20 protein-coding genes and 1 riboswitch are annotated in these 22948 nt (G+C 71.1%); of the genes, 4 read left to right on the forward strand and 16 right to left on the reverse strand.

What is annotated here, in order from left to right; genetic code table 11:
- Positions 1-173: 173 nt before the first annotated feature.
- The 4 genes from fxsA to AC07FA_RS20710 form a co-directional block, all read right to left on the reverse strand.
- Positions 174-764, reverse strand: a complete 591-nt coding sequence (fxsA, locus tag AC07FA_RS20695; protein WP_479077287.1) for an FxsA family membrane protein — start codon at positions 762-764, stop codon at positions 174-176.
- A 72-nt stretch (positions 765-836) separates the two neighbouring features.
- Positions 837-1604, reverse strand: a complete 768-nt coding sequence (locus AC07FA_RS20700) for a polyprenol monophosphomannose synthase (RefSeq protein WP_479077288.1) — start codon at positions 1602-1604, stop codon at positions 837-839.
- Positions 1605-2132: 528 nt separating this feature from the next.
- Positions 2133-3773 (reverse strand): amidohydrolase, encoded by a 1641-nt coding sequence (locus AC07FA_RS20705; RefSeq protein ID WP_479077289.1) that lies wholly within the window; start codon positions 3771-3773, stop codon positions 2133-2135.
- A gap of 47 nt (positions 3774-3820) precedes the next feature.
- Positions 3821-4261, reverse strand: coding sequence for an Lrp/AsnC family transcriptional regulator (locus tag AC07FA_RS20710; protein ID WP_382728599.1), 441 nt, complete (start codon positions 4259-4261; stop codon positions 3821-3823).
- Positions 4262-4462: 201 nt separating this feature from the next.
- Between AC07FA_RS20710 and AC07FA_RS20715 the strand changes: the two genes are divergently transcribed.
- Complete coding sequence (locus AC07FA_RS20715) at positions 4463-4864, forward strand: hypothetical protein (protein WP_479077290.1); 402 nt, start codon at positions 4463-4465, stop codon at positions 4862-4864.
- Positions 4865-5349: 485 nt separating this feature from the next.
- Here AC07FA_RS20715 and AC07FA_RS20720 read toward each other — a convergent pair whose 3' ends face one another.
- Together AC07FA_RS20720 and AC07FA_RS20725 are read right to left on the reverse strand one after the other, a co-directional pair.
- Positions 5350-6522, reverse strand: a complete 1173-nt coding sequence (locus AC07FA_RS20720; protein ID WP_479077291.1) for an acyl-CoA dehydrogenase family protein — start codon at positions 6520-6522, stop codon at positions 5350-5352.
- Between the two features lie 336 nt (positions 6523-6858).
- On the reverse strand, positions 6859-8220 hold the full coding sequence (locus AC07FA_RS20725) for a peptidase C39 family protein (RefSeq protein ID WP_479077293.1): 1362 nt from the start codon (positions 8218-8220) through the stop codon (positions 6859-6861).
- A 174-nt stretch (positions 8221-8394) separates the two neighbouring features.
- Here AC07FA_RS20725 and AC07FA_RS20730 point away from each other — a divergent pair, with 174 nt between their 5' ends.
- Positions 8395-9024: a uridine kinase family protein gene (locus AC07FA_RS20730; protein WP_479077295.1), complete on the forward strand. Its 630-nt coding sequence runs from the start codon at positions 8395-8397 to the stop codon at positions 9022-9024.
- 357 nt (positions 9025-9381) lie between these two features.
- Positions 9382-11283: an AAA family ATPase gene (locus tag AC07FA_RS20735; RefSeq protein ID WP_479077296.1), complete on the forward strand. Its 1902-nt coding sequence runs from the start codon at positions 9382-9384 to the stop codon at positions 11281-11283.
- A gap of 130 nt (positions 11284-11413) precedes the next feature.
- Here the strand turns inward: AC07FA_RS20735 and AC07FA_RS20740 are convergent, their stop codons facing one another.
- The 10 genes from AC07FA_RS20740 to ribD form a co-directional block, all read right to left on the reverse strand.
- Positions 11414-12517, reverse strand: coding sequence for a hemolysin family protein (locus AC07FA_RS20740; RefSeq protein ID WP_479077297.1), 1104 nt, complete (start codon positions 12515-12517; stop codon positions 11414-11416).
- Entirely contained in the window at positions 12514-13881 is a 1368-nt protein-coding gene (locus AC07FA_RS20745; RefSeq protein ID WP_479077298.1) for a hemolysin family protein, read from the reverse strand. Before AC07FA_RS20745 ends, AC07FA_RS20740 begins: the two co-directional genes overlap by 4 nt.
- 184 nt (positions 13882-14065) lie before the next feature.
- The gene (locus AC07FA_RS20750) at positions 14066-14542 is read right to left on the reverse strand and encodes a PH domain-containing protein (RefSeq protein WP_479077300.1); all 477 of its coding nucleotides are present in this window, start codon (positions 14540-14542) and stop codon (positions 14066-14068) included.
- A gap of 40 nt (positions 14543-14582) precedes the next feature.
- On the reverse strand, positions 14583-15431 hold the full coding sequence (hisG, locus tag AC07FA_RS20755) for an ATP phosphoribosyltransferase (RefSeq protein ID WP_479077301.1): 849 nt from the start codon (positions 15429-15431) through the stop codon (positions 14583-14585).
- Between the two features lie 65 nt (positions 15432-15496).
- On the reverse strand, positions 15497-15769 hold the full coding sequence (locus AC07FA_RS20760) for a phosphoribosyl-ATP diphosphatase (protein WP_056787177.1): 273 nt from the start codon (positions 15767-15769) through the stop codon (positions 15497-15499).
- A 35-nt stretch (positions 15770-15804) separates the two neighbouring features.
- Positions 15805-16290 carry a 6,7-dimethyl-8-ribityllumazine synthase gene (ribH, locus tag AC07FA_RS20765; RefSeq protein WP_307128077.1) on the reverse strand — a complete coding sequence of 162 codons (486 nt, stop codon included), beginning with the start codon at positions 16288-16290 and terminating at the stop codon, positions 15805-15807.
- Positions 16291-16319: 29 nt separating this feature from the next.
- The gene (locus tag AC07FA_RS20770) at positions 16320-17609 is read right to left on the reverse strand and encodes a bifunctional 3,4-dihydroxy-2-butanone-4-phosphate synthase/GTP cyclohydrolase II (protein WP_479077302.1); all 1290 of its coding nucleotides are present in this window, start codon (positions 17607-17609) and stop codon (positions 16320-16322) included.
- Positions 17606-18250 carry a nicotinamide mononucleotide transporter family protein gene (locus AC07FA_RS20775; RefSeq protein ID WP_479077304.1) on the reverse strand — a complete coding sequence of 215 codons (645 nt, stop codon included), beginning with the start codon at positions 18248-18250 and terminating at the stop codon, positions 17606-17608. Before AC07FA_RS20775 ends, AC07FA_RS20770 begins: the two co-directional genes overlap by 4 nt.
- Entirely contained in the window at positions 18247-18867 is a 621-nt protein-coding gene (locus AC07FA_RS20780; RefSeq protein ID WP_479077306.1) for a riboflavin synthase, read from the reverse strand. Before AC07FA_RS20780 ends, AC07FA_RS20775 begins: the two co-directional genes overlap by 4 nt.
- On the reverse strand, positions 18868-19968 hold the full coding sequence (gene ribD, locus AC07FA_RS20785; protein ID WP_479077307.1) for a bifunctional diaminohydroxyphosphoribosylaminopyrimidine deaminase/5-amino-6-(5-phosphoribosylamino)uracil reductase RibD: 1101 nt from the start codon (positions 19966-19968) through the stop codon (positions 18868-18870).
- A gap of 161 nt (positions 19969-20129) precedes the next feature.
- Positions 20130-20260: riboswitch (FMN riboswitch) on the reverse strand.
- A 262-nt stretch (positions 20261-20522) separates the two neighbouring features.
- On the opposite strand from ribD, the gene AC07FA_RS20790 reads away from it, so the two are divergent.
- On the forward strand, positions 20523-22853 hold the full coding sequence (locus AC07FA_RS20790) for a chitinase C-terminal domain-containing protein (RefSeq protein ID WP_479077308.1): 2331 nt from the start codon (positions 20523-20525) through the stop codon (positions 22851-22853).
- Positions 22854-22948: the final 95 nt, after the last annotated feature.

Raw genomic sequence — 22948 nt, forward strand, 5'->3', positions numbered from 1 at the left:
CGCTCCGCTCACCCCCCACCCCCCCCTCCCCCCCCCCCCCCCCCCCCCCCCCCCACCCCCTCCCCCCCCCCCCCCCCCCCCCCCCCCTCCCCCCCCCCCCCCCCCGGCTCTCTGTGTGCTGCCCGTCCGCGGTTCGCCGTGTGCTGCCCGCGGGAGCAGGCAGCACACGGCGATCAGGGAGTCAGCGGCGGTCTGGGGCCCTCGCCGGGGCCGGGACCCGCCTGAGTGCCGTCCTCACGGATGACCTCGCCCTGCACGACCTTGCCGTCCGGCCGGTGCATACGGGCCTGCTGGAAGGCGTCCGAGAGGCTGCCGGGAGAAGCGGCCCGCATCCGGCGCTCGATGGACCGCTCCGTGTACCGGCCGAGCGCGGTGCGGACCGGCGGCAGCAGCAGGAGCAGGCCCGCGACGTCCGAGATCATGCCGGGGATCATCAGGAGCAGGCCGCCCAGCATCAGGAAGCCGTTGCCCTTGCGGCCCGGGGTGGGGCCGGGCTGTACGGCCGAAGCACCCGGCTGGCCCGGCATCTGCTGAAGCGTCTCGGTGAGGTTGCGGAAGGCGCGCCGCCCCGCGCTCTTCATCACCACGGCCCCGAGCACGACCCCGGCCACCAGGAGCAGCAGCACGACGAAGCCGCTCGCCGCTTGCGCGACGACAGTCAGCAGCCAGATCTCCAGCACCACCCAGGCGGCCAGGGCCAGGGGCAGCAATCTGCGGGCGCGTGAGCGCCGTGGACGTCGAGGGGGCGGTGTGCCGGTCGTCATGCCCCCAGTGTGCCCGTACGGACGTGCAAACGGCGTAAGAGGGTGATCATGGCGCCCCGGTCGGCGTCCGGGTCAGGGGGCCTTGCGGCCCAGGACCTTGTTCGCCCGGCTGGTGATGCCCCAGCCGGTGACGCGCCACAGCGCCTCGACGAGGATGTCGCGGCTCATCTTCGAGTCGCCGATCTCGCGCTCCATGAAGGTGATCGGGACCTCGACGACGTGGTAACCCGCCTCGACGGAGCGTCTGGCCAGGTCGACCTGGAAGCAGTAGCCCTGCGAGGCGACCTCGTCGAGCCCGAGGCCGGCGAGGGTCTCCGTACGGAAGGCCCGGTAGCCGCCGGTGACGTCCCGCACCGACAGTCCGAGCAGCATCCGGGAGTAGAGGCTTCCGCCGCGGGAGATGACCTCGCGGTGCTTGGGCCAGTTGACGACCCGCCCGCCCGGCACCCAGCGGGAACCGAGGACCAGGTCGGCGCCCTTCAGCGCGGTGAGCAGCCGGGGCAGTTCCTCGGGCTGGTGCGAGCCGTCGGCGTCCATCTCGACCAGGACGCCGTAGCCGTGCTCGGTGCCCCAGCGGAAGCCCGCCAGATAGGCGGCGCCGAGCCCTTCCTTGCCCTTGCGGTGCAGGACGTGGACGTTGCTGTCGCCCGCCGCGAGCTCGTCGGCGACCTTGCCGGTGCCGTCGGGGCTGTTGTCGTCGGCGACCAGGATGTCGGCATCCGGAACGGCGGCGCGCACCCGGCCAACGATCAGCTCGATGTTCTCGGCCTCGTTGTAGGTCGGAATGATGACCAGGACTCTGCCGAGCGGGCCGTACTGCCGCTGACCGCCGTCGTTCACAACTGCCCCTTAAAGTCCGTACACAGGTGTCCACCATATCCAGCGCATGGGCACCGGGCGCCGACGCGGTCGCGGGGCGTCGGAACGCCGGACCGGACAGAAGTACGGAACTACGGACAGAACTGCGGATCGGGGCCCGGTGTCCTTCGGGCCGACCTGGGACCCGCTGGCTGCGGGTCGACCGAAAGCCGTTGTCTACTGAACGTCCGGGCCCCACCCGGGTCGCACCCTCCGTCCGGCTGAAATCTTCCCTCGCCCCCGAGGCGCGGGCGCTGAACCTGGCTGTCGGCGGTGGTGCGCCGGTGCGGCACACCACCTCATGACCCAGCGGCGTTCGACGACTGCGTGGACGTTTAACCGGTCGGACGTCCTGTGGTGGACTCGGCCGAACCTACCGGCCGGTGGGCGCGTTCTGTCAATAGCCGTTTGACCTGCGGCTTTTAACGAAACCGCCTGGTCAGTGACGAAGATCCGCAGGTCGCGGCAGAGTGGGCGCGCCTCCGGTCGGCGGTACGAAATGTCGGCACGTCACTCGTTCGGTCGTACGTAGACAGTTTGTCCGAAGACCACGGTGCGCAGACAGACCGGAAGCTCGGCGCCGGGACTGAGATCCGGCAGGCCAGGGGTACCGGAGCGGGGGTCGGTCGACCAGCGGGCGACCCGGTCGTCGGGGGCCTGGACGATCAGCTCGTCCGTACGCCAGACCGCGTAGTCGGCCGGGGCGCCCGGCACGAGAATGCCGGCGTCGTCGCGGCCGACGGCCCGCCAGCCCCCGCGGGTGTGGGCGGCGAATCCGGCCCGTACGGAGATCCGGTGCTCGGGCGTCCGGTGGAAGGCGGCGGCCCGCACGGTGCCCCACGGGTCGAGGGGTGTGACCGGGCTGTCCGAGCCGAAGGCCAGGGGCACTCCGGTGCGCAGGAGCGCCGCGTACGGGTTCAGGGTCCTGGCCCGCTCGACTCCCAGACGCTGGGCGTACATGCCGTCCTCGCCACCCCAGGCGGCGTCGAAGGCGGGCTGGACGGAGGCGGTCAGGCCCAGTTCGGCGAAGGCGGCGATGGTCTCGGGGGTGAGCATCTCGGCGTGCTCGACCCGGTGCCTGGCGGCGCGGACGCGGGCGAGCCCGAGGGTCTCGGACGCGGCCCGGACGCCCGCCACGACGGCGGAGACGGCCGCGTCGCCGATGGCGTGGAATCCGGCCTGGAGTCCGGCTTCGGTGCAGGCCGTGACATGGGCGGCGATCTCGGCGGCGTCCAGATGGGCGGTGCCGGTGTGCGCGGCGTCGGCGTACGGCTCGTGGAGGCAGGCGGTGTGGGAGCCGAGCGAGCCGTCGACGAAGAGGTCACCGGCCGCGCCGATCGCCCCGAGCTCACGGATACGGCGGGCGCCCTTCTCGTCGCCGATGCGCTCGGCCCAGTAGCCGTGCACCCTCGGCCCCGGCCGCTCGGCGGCGAGCGCGAGCAGTCCGGTGAAGTCGTCCTCGTCGGAGATGTCGGGTCCGGCGCACTCGTGGACGGTTCCGATTCCGAGCGAGGCGGCGTGCCGCAGGGCGGCTCGCTGGGCCTCCGTGCGCTGACGGAGCGACAGGGCGCCGTGCGCCGCGGAGCGCACGGCGTGGTGGGCGGGGCCGGTGAGCGGGGCGTCCGGGTGGTATCCGGCGAGCCCGGTGACACCGGGGACCAGGTCCAGGAGGGCGGTCGTGACGACCGCGGAGTGCACGTCGATCCGGGGCAGATAGACCGGCCGGCCGCCGGCCGCGGCGTCGAGCTCGGTACGCGACGGAGGGCGCTGCTCGGGCCAGCGCGTGGCGTCCCACCCGTGACCGAGCAGGACACGGTCCACGGGACGCGTGCTCACGTACGCGCGTACGAGAGCGAGGGCGTCCGGGAGGCTGCGGGCGCCGGAGAGGTCGAGACCGGTGAGGGCGAGGCCGGTGGACGTGGTGTGGACGTGGGCGTCGGTGAACGCCGGGGTGACCAGGGCACCGTCGAGGTCGATCACCTCGTCGACACCGCTCGCGAAGGCGTCGGCCGCCCCTTCGGAGCCCACCCAGGCGACGTGCCCGCGTTCGACGACCATCGCGGTGGCGAACGGGTCGGCTGGACTGTGGACGTCTCCACCGCGCAGCAGCACGGTGCGGTGGTCGCTCTGGGGGGCGGTGCTCTCGGTCATGGGACCAGTCTCGCGCCTGCTCGTCACGCCGCCGCCCGCGACCCCCCTCAGATATGCGGAGGCCGCGCCTCGTACGGGGTGGAGAGGACGACGGTGGTGCGGGTCGACACGCCCGCCAGGGTGCGGATGCGGGTGAGCAGGTGCTCCAGTTCGAGGGGGGTCGCCACGCGTACCTTGAGGATGTAGTTCTCGTCGCCCGCCACGCTGTGGCACGCCTCGAGCTCCGGCACTTCTGCGAGCCGCTCCGAGATGTCGTCGGGAGCGCTGGGGTCGAACGGTTTCACCGAGATGAACGCGGTGAGGGGCAGGCCGACGGCCTCGGGGTCGACGACCGCGGCATAGCCCCGGATCACCCCGCGCTGCTCCAGCCGGCGGACACGCTGATGAACGGCCGAGGTGGACAGGCCCGTGGCCTTGCCCAGGTCGGTGTAGCTCATCCGCCCGTCCTTGACGAGCAATTCCACGATCTGACGGTCCAGCTCCTCCATGCGGATCAACCTATGCCCCAAGCCTCTTCCGGCACAGCCTCAAGGGCCCCGGAAGGGCACCTGCGGCAGGCATGTGACGAATGCCACAGGTTTACGGGTGGGTAGCGGACGGCCTCGCGGTTACGGCCGACGCGCGACGGGAAGTGCTTGCTGTGGCCGAGGCCACGGCGCCTTGTCGGCCCACCCGAGGGGGGAATTCCCATGCAGAACCTGAAACTCACCGGACGTACTGAACCGGAACCCGTCGATCCGGACGAGGACACCGCACTCGACGCGTACGACACCTTCGAGATGTACCGGGTGATCTGCCCGGACTGCGCGCAGCCGATCGCGCTGCTGGCGGACGAGGACGTCCTGCCGGAACACGCGCTGTGCCCGAGTCCGTGGAATCCCTTCGTCCTCACGGTCTGCGCCGGCACGGGCCGCTCCGCGGCCAAGGCGCACCCCGCCGACGAGTCGCTCGACGCCCAGGAGCAGGAGACGGCCCTGCTGTTGACGCTCCCCCAGGGTCTTGACTGGCGGATGCAGCCGTTCTCGCACGCGGGCGGCGCGGGTTCACGTCCGCTGCGGGTGCCGCATCAGATGCGGCGTCACGCCGCCTGACGCACCACGGTCACTCACCGGCCGGTCCCGCCAAGGACCGGCACGGCGAAGAGCCCGGCCCCGACGGTCCGGAGCGAGACGTCCACCTGACGAACTGGCGCCCGAACGGGCACGGCAGTGACCCGGCCCGCGCTTCCGGCGTTGGCCCTGTATGACCACGCCGCACTCCACGGCCGGCCCAGGTAGACGCCGTCTCGCCGCTCCGCCCCCTGAGGAATCGGTTCCGCAGCCCGGTTCGCCGTCCCTGTCGCGGACCGCGCCCCCGCCCGTGCCCCAGCCCGAGCAGCAGGCGCAACAGCGCCCTGCGCCTCAGCCCACGGCCCGGGCGACGGGCCGGCCGGGCCTGCCGCACTCGGCCGACCCGCCCATCTACCGGGCCATGCTGCGTCATTGGGAGAGCACGGGACGGACGCTGCCGGGCCGCCAGGACACGGAGTGGAACCGGATCATGACGACGCCCGTGTGGTCGGACCGCCCCGCTCGCTTCAGCGCGTCTCGGGGCCCGCGAGGTGACGGGCGATGACCATGCGCTGGATCTGATTGGTGCCTTCGACGATCTGGAGCACCTTGGCCTCGCGCATCAGGCGTTCCACGGGGAAGTCGAGCGTGTAGCCGTAGCCGCCGAGCACCTGGACGGCGTCCGTGGTCACCCGCATGGCCGCGTCCGTGCAGAACAGCTTCGCCATGGCCGCCTCCCGGGAGAACGGCCGGCCTGCGTCGCGCAGCCGGGCCGCCGCCAGGTAGAGCGCCCGTCCGGCCTCGATCTGGGTGGCCATGTCGGCGAGCATGAACCGCAGTCCCTGGAAGTCGGCGATGGGACGGCCGAACTGCCGCCGCCCGGTGGCATATTCGACCGCCTCCGTGAGTGCCGCCTGGGCCACACCGATGGCGCAGGCCGCGATCCCGAGCCGCCCGGAGTCGAGCGCGGACAGGGCGATGGCGAATCCCTGTCCTTCCTCACCGATGCGACGGGAGTCGGGAACCCTGACGCCGTCGAAGTTCAGCTGGGCGGTGGGCGAGCCCTTCATGCCCATCTTCTTCTCGGGGAGGGCCGCGTTCAGCCCTTCGGCGTCGCCCGGGACGAGGAAGGCCGTGATGCCGCGGGGGCCGTCGACGCCCGTGCGCGCCAGCACCGTGTAGAAGTCCGCGATGCCGCCGTGGGTGATCCACGCCTTCGTACCCGTGAGGACCCAGTCCTCACCGTCGCGTACGGCCTTGGTGCGCAGCGAGGCGGCATCGGAGCCGGACGCCGGTTCGGAGAGGCAGTAGGCGCCCAGCAGGCCGCCGGAGAGCATCGCGGGGAGGTGCGCGGCCTGCTGCTCCTTGGTGCCGTAACCGGCGAGGGCGTGGCAGGCGAGCGAGTGGACGCTGACGCCGAGGCCGACGGTGAGGCGGGCGGCGGCGAGCTCTTCCAGGACCTGGAGGTACACCTCGTACGGCTGGTCACCGCCGCCGTGGTCCGAGTCGTAGGGCAGGCCGAGCAGTCCGGACTCGGAGAGCAGGGAGAAGACCTCGCGCGGGAACAGGCCCGCTTCCTCCTCCTCGGCCGCGCGGGGCGCGATCTCCCTGGACGCGATATCGCGGACGAGCGCGATGAGCTGCCGGGACTCCTCGGTGGGCAGGCTGCGTTCCACCAGCTGCGGGGCACGGTCGGACATGACAGCGCTCTCCTCCCTGTCGGGCGTAGCGGCGGTCGCACGCGCGGGGTAGGAGCGGCGCCGCCGGGTGATCCCGGGCGTTGCCCGGAAATACATGACTCCCCAACCGATCCTGCCCTCTCGGATCACAAGAGGCGCTGGCCAGCGGCTGTGGCGGCTTGAGTATGCCCGATCGGAGCGCTGCCGTCACGGGGCGCACGGCGGCTCCGGCCGTCCTGGAAATGGTCCGAACCTTTGACCCAACTGGTCCGGTCCGTCCGGTCTTCCGACGATCGGTGCGTCTTCGCGGCGGTCCGGTGGGGCGGGGAGCCGGGTGCGCTCTCCGCCCCTAGGCCGTCAGAGGATCGCCAGCGCCTCCAGGACCCGCCTCTGCGCCGCTGTCGGAGCGGCGGGGAAGTAGACGTAGCAGACGCCGCCCGTGCCTCCCCTGACCTTGCCGGTGGCGTCGTAGCGCTTGGTGCGGAGCCAGATGTTCTCCCACTCGCGGCGCCGGTAGACACGGCGTACGGCCTCGTTGGACGGGGACGCGGGGTCGTTGGCGATCACGTCGCCTTCGGCGGTGAAGCCGATCACCGTCATCAGGTGGCCCGAGGTCCCGTAGCCCGCTCCGGTCAGCTCCTCCTTGATGAAGGACTGCGACGTGATCACCGGGATGCCGGCGCCGACCAGCTTCTCCAGCTCCGTCAGCGAGCCGAGCCGGGTGACCACCGCACTCATGTCCTTGTACGTGGCGGCGTAGGCGGCGTTGAAGGGCCAGTTGCCACAGCCCTCGTACTGGTGGTCGAACGTGTACCGGGCCGCGTGACAGACCTGCGGGTCGGCGATCTCCGGTCTGACCCAGGCGAGGTCCTCGGCCGTGGGCCTCCGCCCCCAGTACTCGATGATCATCTGCGAGGACGTCGGGCTGCACCACGCCTCGCCCCCGTTGTCGTACTCGGGGTACTCCCCCACATGGACGTTCTGCGAGTAGCGCGGCACCGGCAGCTCCCGGGCGAGCCCGGGAGCGGTGGCGGGGACGGTGAAGCGGTCCGGAATGTCGGAGGCCATCGCGCCGATCCGCCAGACCGTGGGCGTGAGGCCGGTGCCCGGAGTGCGGTGGAGGGTGAGCCGCAGCCGGTACGAGACCAGCCGGAGCCCGCTCGCCGCGTCGTCCACGGAGAAGGTGTCGGTCCAGATCGAGCTCTTGCCGTCGCTCTGGTCGTCGACGGAGGTGCGCCGGATGTCCCCGTCGCCCGCCGCCCAGCGGCCCATCACGTACCAGGGGGTGTCGGTGCCGTCGGAGTAGCTGCCGAGCAGTTCGATCTGGATCCAGGTGCCCGCGGGGGCGTGGGCGTTCCAGGAGGCGATCACCTCGGTGGCCGGGACCCGGGAGCGGTGGACCGGTGAGGTCCACGTCGCGTACTCCCAGGAGCTGGTCGTACCGGTGTGCGGGTCGGTGTAGTCGCGGCGCCCGGTGGGGGTGGCGATCACCAGCCCCGGCCTGCGGCCGGCGACCGCACGCGTGCCCGCTCCCGAGCCACAGCGCCAGTCGGTGTACGTGTTCCAGAAGTGGTTGTCCACCAGCGAGGCGGCCGCGGTGGGGGCGGAGGGGCCGGGTACCGCGGCCGTCGCGGGCCCGGCGGATGCCACCGCGCCGCCGGTCGCGGCTGCCGCGAGCGCGGCGGTCAGCACGGTTCTGCGCGAAGTCGGTCTGGTCATGGGCGAGACCCCCGGTTGTGAGCGGGATGGGGCTGCGGGTGCCGGTCAGTGGGCCAACTATCGCGGGTCGCGGCACCGTTCGGCCAGCGATTCGCCTCGTGCCGCTGGACCAATATTGGTCTGGTCCACTGGCGTGACCTGCGGTTGCTCCGGTGGGGCTCGTAGGCTGGGCGGATGAACGACCTCGCTGAGCACGCCCGCGGCCTGCGGGCCCTGCCTCCGTCCTGCGGTCCGGTGCGGCTGATCGCGGTCGACGGGCACGCCGGGTCGGGCAAGAGCACGTTCGCGGCCCGGCTCTCGGCGGCGCTCGGCGACGCGCCCGTACTGCACCTCGACGACCTCGCGACCCACGACGAGCTCTTCGCCTGGACGCACCGGCTGCGCGAGCAGGTGCTCGTCCCGCTCTCGCGCGGCGCGTGCGCGCGCTACGCGCCGTACGACTGGACGCGGCGGTGCTTCGGCCCGGCGCGGACGCTGGAGCCCGCGCCCGTGGTGCTCATGGAGGGGGTCGGATCGGGGCGCCGGGAGGTGCGGCCGCTGCTTGCGGGACTGCTGTGGATGGAGTTGGCGCGCGGCCCGTCCTGGGAACGCGGCCGGCACCGCGACGGGCCCGCGCTCGGGGAGTTCTGGGACGGCTGGACGGCCGCCGAGGAGCGGCATTTCGCCGACGACCCCTCACGCCCCTTCGCCGATGCTCTGATCCGGCAGGTGCCGATGGGGTATGAGTGGCAGAAGGGACCTGGCACCACCACAGGGGCGAGCCATTTCGTCACTCTCGGTGAAGGCTTGGCGCCGCCATACTGAGCAGTCGGAAATCGGCCCGGAAGTGCCCCAACTCGGCTTGACCGAGGGGCCGTACAGGTCTTACGTTCTCAATGTGCGGCTTTTCGGAGCCCCGTAGACGCGAAGCCCCCGGTTGTTCCCCCGTGATCGGGGGCTTCGTTCTGCGCTCACACCCCCTCACGACGGCCCCGTACGCGCCTTTTCGCTCACCCACGGTCACGGCTTCACCGTCGGCCACACCCTTAGCCGCGTACTGCCTTCGCGGGTACGATGCACTGCGGTGCGGTCAATTCCCGTCCCCGGCCCCGTGATTAGGCGCGCCCAGGTGGGCATGCTGTGCGGGCGGGACATCCTGGGGCACGGTTTGTGGGGGACCTGATGGACATCGGCACGCAGGGCTCACAGGCCCCCGCCGACCTCGCCTGGCTGCGCGGCGTGGACGCCTACACCATGGGCGCGTACCCGCAGGCCGAGGAGGAGTTCAGAACCGCGGTGCGCTTCGATCCCGGTATGGCGGACGGCTGGCTCGGCCTCCATGCCCTGCGGGTCGACACGACCACGGCGCTGCTTCGCATGTACCGCCATCGTGAACGCTTCGGCGAGCAGCGCGCCCGCCACCGCCGCACGCTCAACTCCTGGTACTGGCTGGGCTGGTGGGTGCAGCCCGTGCTGGAGAGTTCGCGCGACCTGCTGCTGGCGCACGCCTCGCACTGGCTGGACGGGCGGCACGTACCCGAGCTCGACCGGGCCCTGGCCGGACTGCCGCCGGTCGACGCGGACCCGCAGGTGCGGTTCCTGCACGCCTGCCGCTCGTATCTGGTCAAGGACTGGGAGCAGCTCGTACGCCACACCGAACAGCTCGTCGAGGACCCGCTGCTCGGTATCGAGGCGGGGCTGTTCGGAGGCATGGCCCGGGTGCGCCTGGAGATGTACGGGCAGGCCGAACCGCTGCTCTCCGCGGCCCTGATGCGCTGCCGCAGCGAGCAGCCGCAGCGCAAGGAGCTGCGCTACTGGCTGGCGAGGGCCCACGAGGGCACGGGCCGCAGCGCCGCGGCCCTGCCCCTCTACCGTGCGGTGCACCGGGTCGATCCGGCGTTCATGGACACCTCGGCCCGGCTCGCGGCGATCTCCGAGGGCGACGGGTACGACGAGTCGGCCGATCTGGCCTCCGTGGCGCTGATGGGCTTCGGCTCGGACGGCACCGAGACCCAGATCGACGGCGACGCGCTGCTGGGCACCGATCTGGTGGACGGCAGAGAGCCGTGGCTCGGCGGCGATCCGCAGGGGCTGGCGGGGATCGTCGCGCCGCCGCCGGCCGACGGGGTACGGGAGAAGTCGCCGGTGGGCGGCCGGTCGGGGCCTCCGGTCTTCCCCGCGGGGCCCAGTGACCCGGCCCTGCTCGCGGAGGCGCTGGCCGAGCTGGAGCGGATGGTCGGCCTCGAACCGGTGAAGCGGCAGGTCAAAGCCCTGTCCGCCCAGCTGAACATGGCACGTCTGCGCGCCGAGCAGGGGCTGCCCGTCCAGCCGCCGAAGCGGCACTTCGTCTTCTCCGGCCCCTCCGGCACCGGCAAGACGACGGTCGCCCGCATTCTGGGCCGGGTCTTCTACGCCCTGGGCCTGCTCGGTGGTGACCATCTGGTGGAGGCCCAACGGGCCGATCTGGTCGGCGAGTTCCTCGGACAGACGGCGATCAAGGCGAACGAGCTGATCGATTCGGCGCTCGGCGGGGTGCTGTTCGTCGACGAGGCGTACAGCCTCTCCAACTCCGGTTACAGCAAGGGCGACGCGTACGGGGACGAGGCCTTGCAGGTCCTCCTCAAGCGGGCCGAGGACAACCGTGACCACCTCGTGGTGATCCTCGCGGGCTACCCGGACGGCATGGACCGGCTGCTCTCCACCAACCCCGGCCTCTCGTCGCGGTTCACGACCCGGGTCGACTTTCCCAGCTACCGTCCGCTGGAGCTGACCGCGATCGGTGGGGTGCTGGCCGCGGAGAACGGTGACGCCTGGGACGAGGAGTCCCTGGAGGAGCTGCGCAGCATCAGCGGGCATGTCGTGGACCAGAGGTGGATCGACGAGCTGGGCAACGGCCGGTTCCTGCGGACCCTGTACGAGAAGAGCTGCGCCTACCGTGATCTGCGGCTGTCCGGGTACGCGGCGGTGCCCACGCGGGAGGATCTGGCCACGTTGCGGCTGCCGGATCTCATGCAGGCGTACGGCGAGGTGCTGTCCGGCCGGGGGCCGGTGAACCGGGGGCCGCAGGAGCCGGGTGCGGTGTGAGGCGGCGGGGGCGGCCGGCCGGCGAGATCGTCGTCCTCAAGCGCCGGACCGGCTGAAAGACCGTCCGCAATCGCCGGACGGGCTTGATCGTGCCCGTCCGGCGATTGAAGGCCCGGCGCCACTCAGCGCGTCAGGCGTGGCCCGCCATGGCCTTGTGCTCTTGCTGGCCCTTCGGGACGTCCACCGTGCGGCGCGGTACCGAGAGCCGGTGGGCCGGGTCTCGGACCTCGCCGACCAGCATTTCCAGGACGTCCTCCATCGCGACGAGGCCGAGTACCCGTCCGGAGGCGTCGGCGACCTGGGCCAGGTGCGTCGCGGCGCGGCGCATCACGGTCAGGGCGTCGTCCAGCGGGAGTTCCGCGCGTACGGTCGCCATCGGGCGCCAGACCTGCTGCGGGACGGCACGTTCGTCGTCCTCCAGGTCCAGTACGTCCTTCACGTGGAGGTACCCCATGAACGGGCCACCGCCCTCCGCGCAGACCGGGAAGCGCGAGTAACCGGTCCGTACGGTCAGCTCCTCGATGCGGCGCGGGGTCACCGAGGGATCGACCGTCACCAGGGAGGCCCGGTCGAGCAGCACGTCGGTGACGGGCCTGCTGCCCATCTCCAAGGCGTCCTCCAGACGCTCCTGTGCCGCCGGCTCCAGCAGCCCGGCCTGTCCGGAGTCCTCGACGAGCCGGTTGAGCTGCTCGCTGGTGAAGACCGCTTCGACCTCGTCCTTGGGCTCGACCTTGAACAGCCGCAGCACCAGGCGGGCGCAGACGCCCAGGGCGGAGGTGACCGGACGGCAGATCCTGGCGAAGCCGACGAGGGCGGGGCTGAGCCACAGTGCGGTCTTCTCGGGGGCGGCCATCGCCAGGTTCTTCGGGACCATTTCGCCGATGACGAGATGGAGGAAGACCACGAGGGCCAGGGCCAGCGCGTAGCCGAGGGGGTGGATGAGCCCCTCGGGGACGTGCGCCGCGTGGAAGACCGGCTCCAGGAGGCCCGCGACGGTCGGTTCGGCCACGGCTCCGAGGGTGAGGGAGCAGAGGGTGATGCCGAACTGGGCGGCCGCCATCATCTGCGGCAGGTTCTCCAGCCCGTACAGGACCTGCTTGGCCCGGCTCGATCCGCTCGCCGCGAGCGGTTCCACCTGACTGCGGCGTACGGAGACGAGCGCGAACTCGGCGCCGACGAAGAAGCCGTTCGCGAGCACGAGCAGGGCGGCGAACAGCAACTGGACGAGACTCATCGCACGGCCTCCAGCCGGCTGTGGGGCAGCGCGTCGGCCGCCGGTCCCGGCACCTCGGTCAGGCGCACGAAGCGGACCCGTTCGGCCCGGTAGTGGCCGACCTGGCGGACGGCGACGCGCCATCCGGGAAGCTCGGCCCGGTCGCCGGGAGCGGGGATGCGCCCCAGCAGGCCGGCGACAAGCCCGGCCACGGTCTCGTACGGCCCGTCGGGCACGTCGAGGCCGATCTGGCGCAGGGTGAGGACGCGGCAGCTGCCTTCGACGTCCCAGGCGGGGCGTCCGTCCTCGGTGACGGCGGCGACGAATTCGGGCCGGTCGGCGCCGACGGCGTCGTGCTCGTCCCTGACCTCGCCGACGAGTTCCTCGATGATGTCCTCAAGGGTGACGACACCGGCGGTCCCGCCGTACTCGTCGACCACCACGGCGATCGGCTGCTCGTTGCGCAGCCTGTGCAGCAGCTGCTCCACGGGAAGCGTCTCGGGGACCAGCAGCGGCGGTACGGCGATCCGGCCGAGGGAGGTGCGCAGCCGGTCCCGGGCGGGAACCGCGAGGGCGTCCTTGAGGTGGACCATGCCGACGACCTCGTCGATGCGTTCCCGGTAGACCGGGAAGCGGGAGAGGCCGGTGGCGCGGGTGAGGTTGAGGACGTCGGCGGCGGTCGCCGACGACTGGAGGGCGCTGACCTTCACCCGGGGGGTCATGACGTGCTGCGCCGTGAGCCCGGCGAGCGACAGCGTGCGTACGAAGAGGTCGGCGGTGTCCTGTTCCAGGGCGCCGGCCTCGGCCGAGTGCTGGGCCAGCGAGACCAGTTCGCCCGGGGTACGGGCGGAGGCCAGCTCGTCGGTGGGCTCGACGCCCAGCAGCCGTACCAGGCGGTTGGCGACGGTGTTGAGCGCGGTGATCACCGGCCGGAAGACGGCGGCGAAGCGGTGCTGGGGACCGGCGACGAACCGGGCGACCTGGAGCGGCCGTGAGACCGCCCAGTTCTTCGGTACGAGTTCGCCGATGACCATCTGCACGGCGGCGGCCAGCAGCATGCCGATCACGACGCCCACGCCGGGAACGGCCCGTGCGGGCAGCCCGGTGGCGGTGAGCGGTCCGGCGAGCAGCTGGGCGAGTGCCGGTTCGGCGAGCATGCCCACGACCAGCGAGGTGATGGTGATGCCCAGCTGGGTGCCGGAGAGCTGGAAGGAGAGTTCGCGCAGGGCGGCGACGACGGTACGGGCCCGCCGGTCGCCTTCGGCGGCGGCGCGTTCGGCGTCCGGCCGCTCCACCGTGACGAGCCCGAATTCGGCTGCCACGAAGAATCCGTTGGCGAGGATGAGAAGGAATGCCGCAGCGAGCAGCAGCAGGGGGGTGGTCATACCGCCGCCTCCGGGGAAGGGGCGGCGCAGGTACTACCGGACGATCCGTCCATTGCTGGAGGGAGTCACTCCTTGGGTCGCAGGAAAGCCCCGCCGGCCTCGTGGACCTCTCGTGCGGGGCGGGGCGCACGGGGCGCCGCCGCCCTCAAGAGTAGTCAAGAAGGGGCCGTGCGGGGCAGGGGGCTCAGCCGTTCTCCGTACCGGCGTCCGCTCCTGTGCCGTGGGATTCGGCGAGTGCGCGGAGCGCACGGGCGTCGCGGACGGCCTGTGCCTTGGCCAGTCCGGGCTGGATGCCGAGGGCGGGCAGGCTGGTGCCGTCGCTGAGGTCGAGGAAGACCCAGGGGTCTCCGGCCCGCAGATTGACGCGGAGGATCTCCGCCCAGGCGAGCCTGCGGGTACGGGTGAGGTTGACGACCGTGACCCCTGCCTCGTCGGCGACGACCTTGGGCCGGCTGAGCAGGGCGAGGACGCCGAAGAAGAGCAGCGCCACGAAGACGAAACTGGTCCGCTCCCCCGCGCTCAGCTTCTCCAGCGCCAGGGCGACGACGGTGATGACGACGAACATCACCAGCCCCACGGTCAGCAGGACCACCCGGGTGAGGGTGGGCCTGAAGGTGACCGGGAGAGCGGGCGGTTCGGGCCGGGGCGCGGGGGCGGTCATCAGGTTCTCTGTCTTCCGGTGTTCGGCGGTTCTCCGGCCGTCAGAGGCGGCAGGCGTGGATGGCCGTGGTGAGGATGGCGCGGGCACCCAGTTCGTACAGGTCGTCCATGATCCGCTGGGCCTCCTTGGCGGCGACCATGGAACGGACGGCGACCCAGCCCTCGTGGTGCAGCGGGGAGATGGTCGGCGACTCCAGGCCCGGGGTGAGGGCCACGGCGCGCTCCAGGTGCTCGACGCGGCAGTCGTAGTCCATCATCACGTAGCTGCGGGCGACCAGGACGCCCTGGAGGCGGCGGAGGAACTGCTGGACCTTGGGGTCGTCGTCGGGGGCGCCGGTACGGCGGATGACGACGGCTTCCGACTTCATGATCGGCTCGCCGATGACTTCGAGTCCGGCGTTGCGCAGGCTGGTGCCGGTCTCCACGACGTCGGCGATGACCTGGGCGACGCCCAGCTCGACGGCGGTCTCGACCGCGCCGTCGAGGTGGACGACGGAGGCGTTGACGCCGGCCTCGGCGAGGTGCTTGGCGACGATGCCCTCGTAGGACGTGGCGATCGTCATGCCGTCGAAGTCCTGCGGGCCCTGGGCCGTGCCGGGCTTCGTGGCGTAGCGGAACGTGGAGCGGGCGAAGCCGAGCTGGAGGATCTCCTCGGCGTCGGCGCCGGAGTCCAGCAGCAGGTCCCGGCCGGTGATGCCGATGTCGAGGCGGCCGGAGCTGACGTAGATCGCGATGTCGCGGGGGCGCAGATAGAAGAACTCGACCTCGTTCTCCGGGTCGACCAGGACGAGCTCTTTCGACTCCTTGCGCTGCTGGTAGCCGGCCTCATGGAGCATCGCCATCGCAGGCCCGGAGAGTGCACCCTTGTTGGGGATGGCGATGCGCAGCATGAGGTCAGGTTTCCTTTGTGCGAAGGGGTGTTCTGCGTACGTACGGAGCGGGAAGGTGCGTCGGCTCAGAGGTGTGCGTAGACGTCGTCGAGGGAGATTCCGCGGGCGACCATCATCACCTGGACGTGGTAAAGCAGCTGCGAGATCTCCTCGGCGGCGGCCTCTTTGCCCTCGTATTCGGCGGCCATCCAGACTTCGGCGGCCTCCTCGACGACCTTCTTGCCGATGGCATGCACGCCCTTGTCCACCAGTTCGGCGGTGCGGGAGGTGGAGGGGTCGCCGTTGGCGGCCTTGAGCTGCAGCTCGGCGAAGAGCTCTTCGAAGGTTTTGTTCGCCATGATGTCCTTAAGAATACGGGGTCGCCGACCAGCACTCAGCGCCAGGGTTCGCTGACGGTGCGCAGCGTCGCGGCGGTCGCGACGGCGGCGGTGACCGCTTCGTGCCCCTTGTCCTCGTTGGACCCTTCGAGGCCGGCGCGGTCGAGCGCCTGCTCCTCGGTGTCACAGGTGAGGACGCCGAAACCGACGGGGACCCCGGTGTCGACGGTGACCTGGGTGAGGCCGTTGGTGACGCCCTGGGACACGTACTCGAAGTGGGGGGTGCCGCCGCGGATGATCACGCCGAGGGCGACGATCGCGTCGTAACCGCGTCCCGCGAGGACCTTCGCGACGACCGGGAGCTCGAAGCTGCCGGGGACGCGGAGCAGGGTCGGCTCGTCGATGCCGAGGTCGTGCAGGGCGCGCAGCGCGCCGTCGACGAGGCCGTCCATGACCTTCTCGTGCCACTGGGCCGCGATCACCGCGACCCGCAGGTCACCGCAGTTGCGTACGGACAGTTCGGGTGCGCCCTTGCCGCTCATGTCTTTCTCTCCTGCTCGTTCCGTGATCGTTACTGGTTGCCGCAGGTCGACGCGGGGACCGCGTCGAGCCAGGGCAGGTCGTGCCCCATCCGGTCGCGCTTGGTGCGCAGGTACCGCAGGTTGTGTTCGCCGGCCTGGACGGGCATGGGCTCGCGGCCGGTCACCGCCAGACCGTGACGCAGGACCGCCGCGGTCTTCTCGGGGTTGTTGGTCATCAGCCGGACACTGTGGACGCCGAGGTCCAGGAGCATCCGGGCGCCCGCGGCGTAGTCCCTGGCGTCGGCGGGGAGGCCGAGTTCCAGGTTGGCGTCGAGGGTGTCGACGCCCTGCTCCTGGAGCTCGTACGCGCGGAGCTTGGAGAGCAGACCGATGCCCCGGCCCTCGTGGCCGCGCAGATAGACGACGACGCCGCGGCCCTCCCGCGTGATGCGTTCCATGGAGGCGTGCAGCTGGGGGCCGCAGTCGCAGCGCTGGGACTGGAAGATGTCACCGGTCAGGCACTCGGAGTGGACCCGGACGAGGACGTCCTCGCCGTCGCCGATGTCGCCGTGGACGAGGGCCACGTGCTCCACGCCGTCGCTGATGGAGCGGTAGCCGTACGCGGTGAACTCGCCGAACGTGGTCGGCAGCCTGACCTCGGCCTCGCGGCGGACCGTCGGCTCGGAGCTGCGGCGGTAGGCGATCAGGTCCTCGATGGAGATGATCGTGAGGCCGTGCTTGCGGGCGAACGGCACCAGCTCGGGCAGGCGCAGCATGACGCCGTCCTCGCCCGCGATCTCCACGATGGCTCCGGCGGGGCGCAGCCCGGCGAGCCGGGCCAGGTCGACGGCGGCCTCGGTGTGGCCGTTGCGGACGAGGACACCGCCCGTGCGGGCGCGGAGCGGGAAGATGTGGCCGGGACGGACGAAGTCGCCGGGGCCCGCTTCGCCGCCCGCCAGCATGCGGAGGGTGGTGGCGCGGTCGGCGGCGGAGATGCCGGTGGTCACGCCGTACGCCGCGGAGGCGTCCACCGAGACGGTGAAGGCGGTCTTCATCGACTCGGTGTTGTGGTCGACCATCTGCGGCAGTTCGAGCCGTTCCAGCTCGCTGTCCTCCATGGGCGCGCAGATCAGGCCGCGGCACTCGCTCATCATGAAGGCGATGATCTCCGGGGTGGCCTTCTCGGCGGCGATGACGAGGTCGCCCTCGTTCTCGCGGTCCTCGTCGTCGACGACCACGACGGGGCGTCCGGCGGCGATGTCGCGGATGGCCTGCTCGACGGGGTCGAGGGAGAGGTCGACGACGTGTTCCGGGTGCAACCAGGTGGGCTGGGCAGTCATGCCGTGGCTCCTTCCAGAGCGGGTGTCCGCGTACGCAGCCACCAGTCGCGCATGCCCCACAGGACGAGGGCGCCGTACACGACGTAGATGAGACCGGAGAAGGCGAGACCGCTGTGGAAGTTCAGCGGTACGCCGACCAGGTCGACGAGCAGCCAGGCGAACCAGAACTCGACCATTCCGCGGGCCTGGGCGAGCATCGCGACGAGCGTGCCGGCGAATATGTACGCGTCGGCCCACGGGCTCCAGGACAGCGAGGGGAAGGCGGTGAAGAGGCCGCCCACGGCGAGTGTGCCGAGCGCGGCGCCGCCGATCAGAAAGCCGCGTTCGCGCCAGGTGGCGAAGCGGACGGCGATGGAGCCGTCCTGCGCCTGCTGCCTGCCGCGGGTCCACTGCTGCCATCCCCAGACGGCGACGGCGATCACGATCACTTGCTTTCCGACGCTGCCCGCCTGCTGCACCGAGACGTTGGCGGCGACGAGGACGAGGCCGGAGAGGAGCTGGGCGGGCCAGGTCCAGACGGAACGGAGCCAGCCCAGCGTCAGGGCGATCAGACCGATCGTGTTGCCGATCAGGTCGGACCAGATGATGTGCTGTCCGAAGGCGCTGAACGCCTCCGAGTTCAGCCAGGTCAGGGCGCTCACTTCACCGGCTCCCCGGGCTCCTGGGCGGTGCGGTCGCCGAGCAGGCGCTCGACGTACTTCGCGATGACGTCCACCTCCAGGTTGACCGGGTCGCCTGGCTTCTTGAGGCCGAGCGTGGTCAGGGCGAGGGTGGTGGGAATGAGGCTGATGGTGAAGTAGTCGGCTCCGGCCTCCACCACGGTCAGGCTCACGCCGTCGACGGTGATCGAACCCTTCTCCACCACGTACCGGGTCAGGTCCCCGGGCAGGGAGATCTTCACGATCTCCCAGTTCTCGGAGACCTCGCGGTCGATGACGCGGCCCGTGCCGTCGACGTGACCCTGGACGATGTGGCCGCCGAGCCTGCCGCCGAGCGCCATGGGCCGCTCCAGGTTGACCCGGGAGCCTGCCGCCAGGGCGCCGAGGCTGGAGCGGTTCAGGGTTTCCGCCATCACATCGGCGGTGAACTCGTGCTCGCCGAGGTCCACGACGGTGAGGCAGACGCCGTTGACGGCGATCGAGTCGCCGTGCTTGGCACCTTCGGTGACGACGGGACCACGCAGTCGGAAGCGGGAGGCGTCGTCGAGCTTCTCGACGGCGGTGACCTCACCCAGTTCTTCGACAATTCCGGTGAACACTCAGTTTCCCTTCCGAGCAGGGACGGGGACGGCGGTGATGCGCAGATCGGGGCCGATGGACACGGTCTCGGTCACGTCGAGGCGCAACGCCCGGGAGATGGTGGAGATTCCGGCGTCGGCGAGGGCCGCGGGGCCCGCACCGAGGAGGACCGGAGCGAGATAGCCGACGACCTTGTCGACCGTTCCCGCGGCGACGAAGGCGCCGGCCAGGGTCGGGCCGCCTTCGAGGAGTACGGAGCGGATGCCGCGGGCGTGCAGGGCGCCGAGCAGGGCCTCGATGTCGAGACCGGGGCCGGCGGCGGAGCGGGGCAGCCGGAGCACGGTCTCCGCGGGGAGGTGGGCCGTGTCGGCGTCCTCGGCGACCGCGATCAGGGTGGGAGCGGTGCCGTCGAGGACGCGGGCGCCGGGCCGGACGGCGGTGGCGCCGGTGTCGACGACCACCCTGAGCGGCTGGTGTGCGCCGTCGATGCCGCGTACGCCGAGCTGCGGGTCGTCGGTGCGTGCGGTGCCGGAGCCGACGATCACGGCGTCGGACTCGGCGCGCAGCCGGTGGACGTCGGCGCGGGCTTCGGGGGAGGTGATCCAGCGGCTGGTGGCGTCGGCGGCCGCGATGCGGCCGTCGAGCGTCGCCGCGTACTTCCACAGGACGTACGGGCGTCCCAGGCGCACGGAGGTGAGCCAGGCGGCGTTGCCCGCCTCGGCCTCGTCGGCGAGGAGCCCCCGCACGGTCTCGATCCCGGCTGCGCGGAGGGTTTCCGCACCGCCTGTGGCCTGCGGGTCCGGGTCCGCGACCGCGTAGACGACCCGGCTCACCCGTGCCTCGGTCAGCGCCTGGGCGCAGGGGCCGGTGCGGCCGGTGTGGTTGCAGGGTTCGAGGGTCACGTAGGCGGTGCCGCCACGGGCGCGCTCGCCGGCCGCGCGCAGGGCGTGGATCTCGGCGTGGGGCCCGCCGGCCCGCTGGTGGAAGCCTTCGCCTGCCGGTGCCCCGGCGGCGTCGAGAATGACGCATCCGACGACCGGGTTGGGGCTGGTGGAGCCGAGACCGCGGGCTGCGAGCGCGATCGCTCGCCGCATGGCGGTGATGTCGGCTGCGGTGTCCACCGGGTCCTCCTGCCTCTTCGGGCACGGACTCCGGGGCCTGTCGATGACGACAGATGAAGCGGAACGCGACAGGGAAACGCCGATAACCGAAGACACGGATGCACGTGTCCCGGGAGATCCCGGAATGCATCCGCCGACGGCGGCGTACCTGTGACGGCCCGCCGCGCACTGCCTCCCATCCGGACTTTAACCGTCGGTCCAGGAATCTCACCTGGTCAACCGGCCGCTGGATGCGGACGGGTCGCGGACTATAACCGCCGGTTCGGAATTGCACCGACCCCGGAGTGCGCTGCTGCTGGTACAGGACCAGTCTGCCACGGCGGCCCGTCGGCCATACGGGCGAGTACCTGTGGGGTGACTCACAGGCACCGGACCCAGGGGGGCACACCGGACAGTCGGGGGTGAATGGTCCAGACCTATTGACTCACTGGTCTAGTCCTCTTAATCTCTGCGTCACCTCCGAGGCCCGTTTCCGGGTGTGCGCACACCCGGGACCCAACACGACCCATCCCCCTGCCAGTTGTGTTCTGCCGACCTCCCCAGGAGGAACGACCATGCTGTCCCCCACTCGCGCGAGAGCGGGCCTCTTCGCAGCCGGCGCCGCCGTCGCCGGACTGCTGCTTGGCGGCCTCGCCGCCGCTCCGTCGGCCGCCGCCGACCAGGAGTCCTGTCGCCCGGACGGGCTGTACGAGACTCCCGGCGTGGACGTCCCGTACTGCTCCGTCTACGACAGTGCCGGCCGCGAGAAGATGGGCGCCGACCACCAGCGGCGCGTCATCGGTTACTTCACCAGCTGGCGCACGGGCAAGGACGGCAAGGCCGCCTACCTCGCGTCCGACATTCCGTGGGACAAGGTCACCCACCTCAATTACGCGTTCGCGCACATCGACGCAGAGAACAAGATCTCCGTCGGTTCCGACAGCCCGCAGAACGCCTCCACCGGGATGACCTGGCCCGGCGTCGCGGGAGCCGAGATGGACCCGGCACTCCCCTACAAGGGTCATTTCAATCTGCTCGGCAAGTTCAAGAAGCAGCACCCCGGCGTGAAGACCCTGGTGTCGGTGGGCGGCTGGGCCGAGACCGGCGGGTACCTCGACGACAACGGCGCCCGGGTGAACTCCGGCGGCTTCTACTCGATGGCGACCAACGCCGACGGCTCCGTCAACCAGGCGGGCATCGACACCTTCGCCGACTCGACCGTCGCCTTCATCAAGAAGTACGGCTTCAACGGCGTCGACATCGACTACGAGTACCCGACCACGATGAAGGACGCGGGCAACCCGCTGGACCACACCCTGGCCAACGCGCGCCGGGCCGGTCTCGTCAAGGGCTACGCCGCGCTGATGAAGACACTGCGCGAGAAGCTCGACCGGGCCGCGGCCGCCGACGGCACGCACTATCTGCTGACCGTGGCCGCGCCGTCCTCCGGCTATCTGCTGCGCGGCATGGAGACCTTCCAGGTCCAGAAGTACCTGGACTACGTCAACATCATGTCCTACGACCTGCACGGCGCCTGGAACGAGTACGTCGGTCCGAACGCCTCGCTCTTCGACGACGGCAAGGACGCCGAACTCGCCCAGGGCGGGGTGTACTCCACTTCGCAGTACGGCGGGGTCGGCTACCTCAACACCGACTGGGCGTACCACTACTTCCGCGGTTCGATGCCGGCCGGCCGTATCAACATCGGCCTGCCGTACTACACGCGCGGCTTCAAGAACGTGCAGGGCGGTACGGACGGGCTGTGGGGCAGGGCGGCCACGACCGAGTGCCCGGCCGGGGCCGGTCTGGCCAAGTGCGGTGACGGCGCCGTCGGCATCGACAACCTCTGGCACGACCTGGACAGCGACGGCAAGGAATCGCCCGCCGGTTCCAACCCGATGTGGCACGCGAAGAACCTGGAGAAGGGCGTGGCCGGCGACTACCTGACCCAGTACGGATTCCCCGCCGGCACGAAGCTGACCGGAACCTACGCCCGGAAGTACGACTCGACGCTGGTCGCGCCGTGGCTGTGGAACGCCGAGAAGAAGGTCTTCCTCTCCACCGAGGACGAGCAGTCGGTCGCCGCCAAGGCGGACTACGTCGTCGACAGGGGCATCGGCGGCACGATGATCTGGGAGCTCGCGGGCGACTACGCGTTCAATGCGGGGAAGGGGCAGTACGAGCCGGGGTCCACGCTCACGTCGGCGATGTACGAGAAGTTCAAGTCGGCCGCCCCGTACGGGGCCAAGAGGTCCACGATCGATCTGCCGACGGAGGCGCTGGACATCGATGTGGCCTTCGAGCAGTTCCCGCTCGGTGACTCCAACTACCCCATCGGCCCGAAGCTGAAGATCACCAACCACACGAGGACCACGCTGCCCGGCGGTACGGAGTTCCGGTTCGACTACGCCACGTCGGCGCCCGCCAACGCCAAGGACCAGTCGGGCTTCGGCACGACGATCGTCCGCAGCGACCACACCGCCGCGAACAACATCGGCGGGCTCAAGGGCGACTACAACCGCGTCTCGCTGAAGCTCCCGGCCTGGCAGACGCTGGCCCCCGGGGCCTCGGTGCAGCTGGACTTCGTCTACTACCTGCCGACCTCGACCCCGTCCAACTGGACGGTGACCTTCGGCGGGAAGTCCTACTCCCTCGCCGGTGACCTGGCGCGCGGCACGACCGTGGTCGAGCCCGGCACGGGCACCAGCCCCTCGCCGGACCCGTCCACCACTCCCTCTCCGGGCGGCGGTTGCTCCGCGACGGCCTGGAGCGCGACCGCCGAGTACGGCTCGGGCACGACCGTCAGCCACGCCGGCCACCAGTGGAAGGCCAAGTGGTGGACGAAGGGGGAGACGCCCGGCACCACCGGTGAATGGGGCGTCTGGCAGGACCTCGGGGCCTGCTGAGCCCCGGCCCGACCGCCGTGGGGGGGGGGGGGGGGGGGGGGGCGCCCCCACCACACGCGCGGGCCCGGGGGGGTGAAAAAAAGAAACCCCACAGA

It is taken from the genome of Streptomyces sp. NPDC045968 (assembly GCF_056430475.1).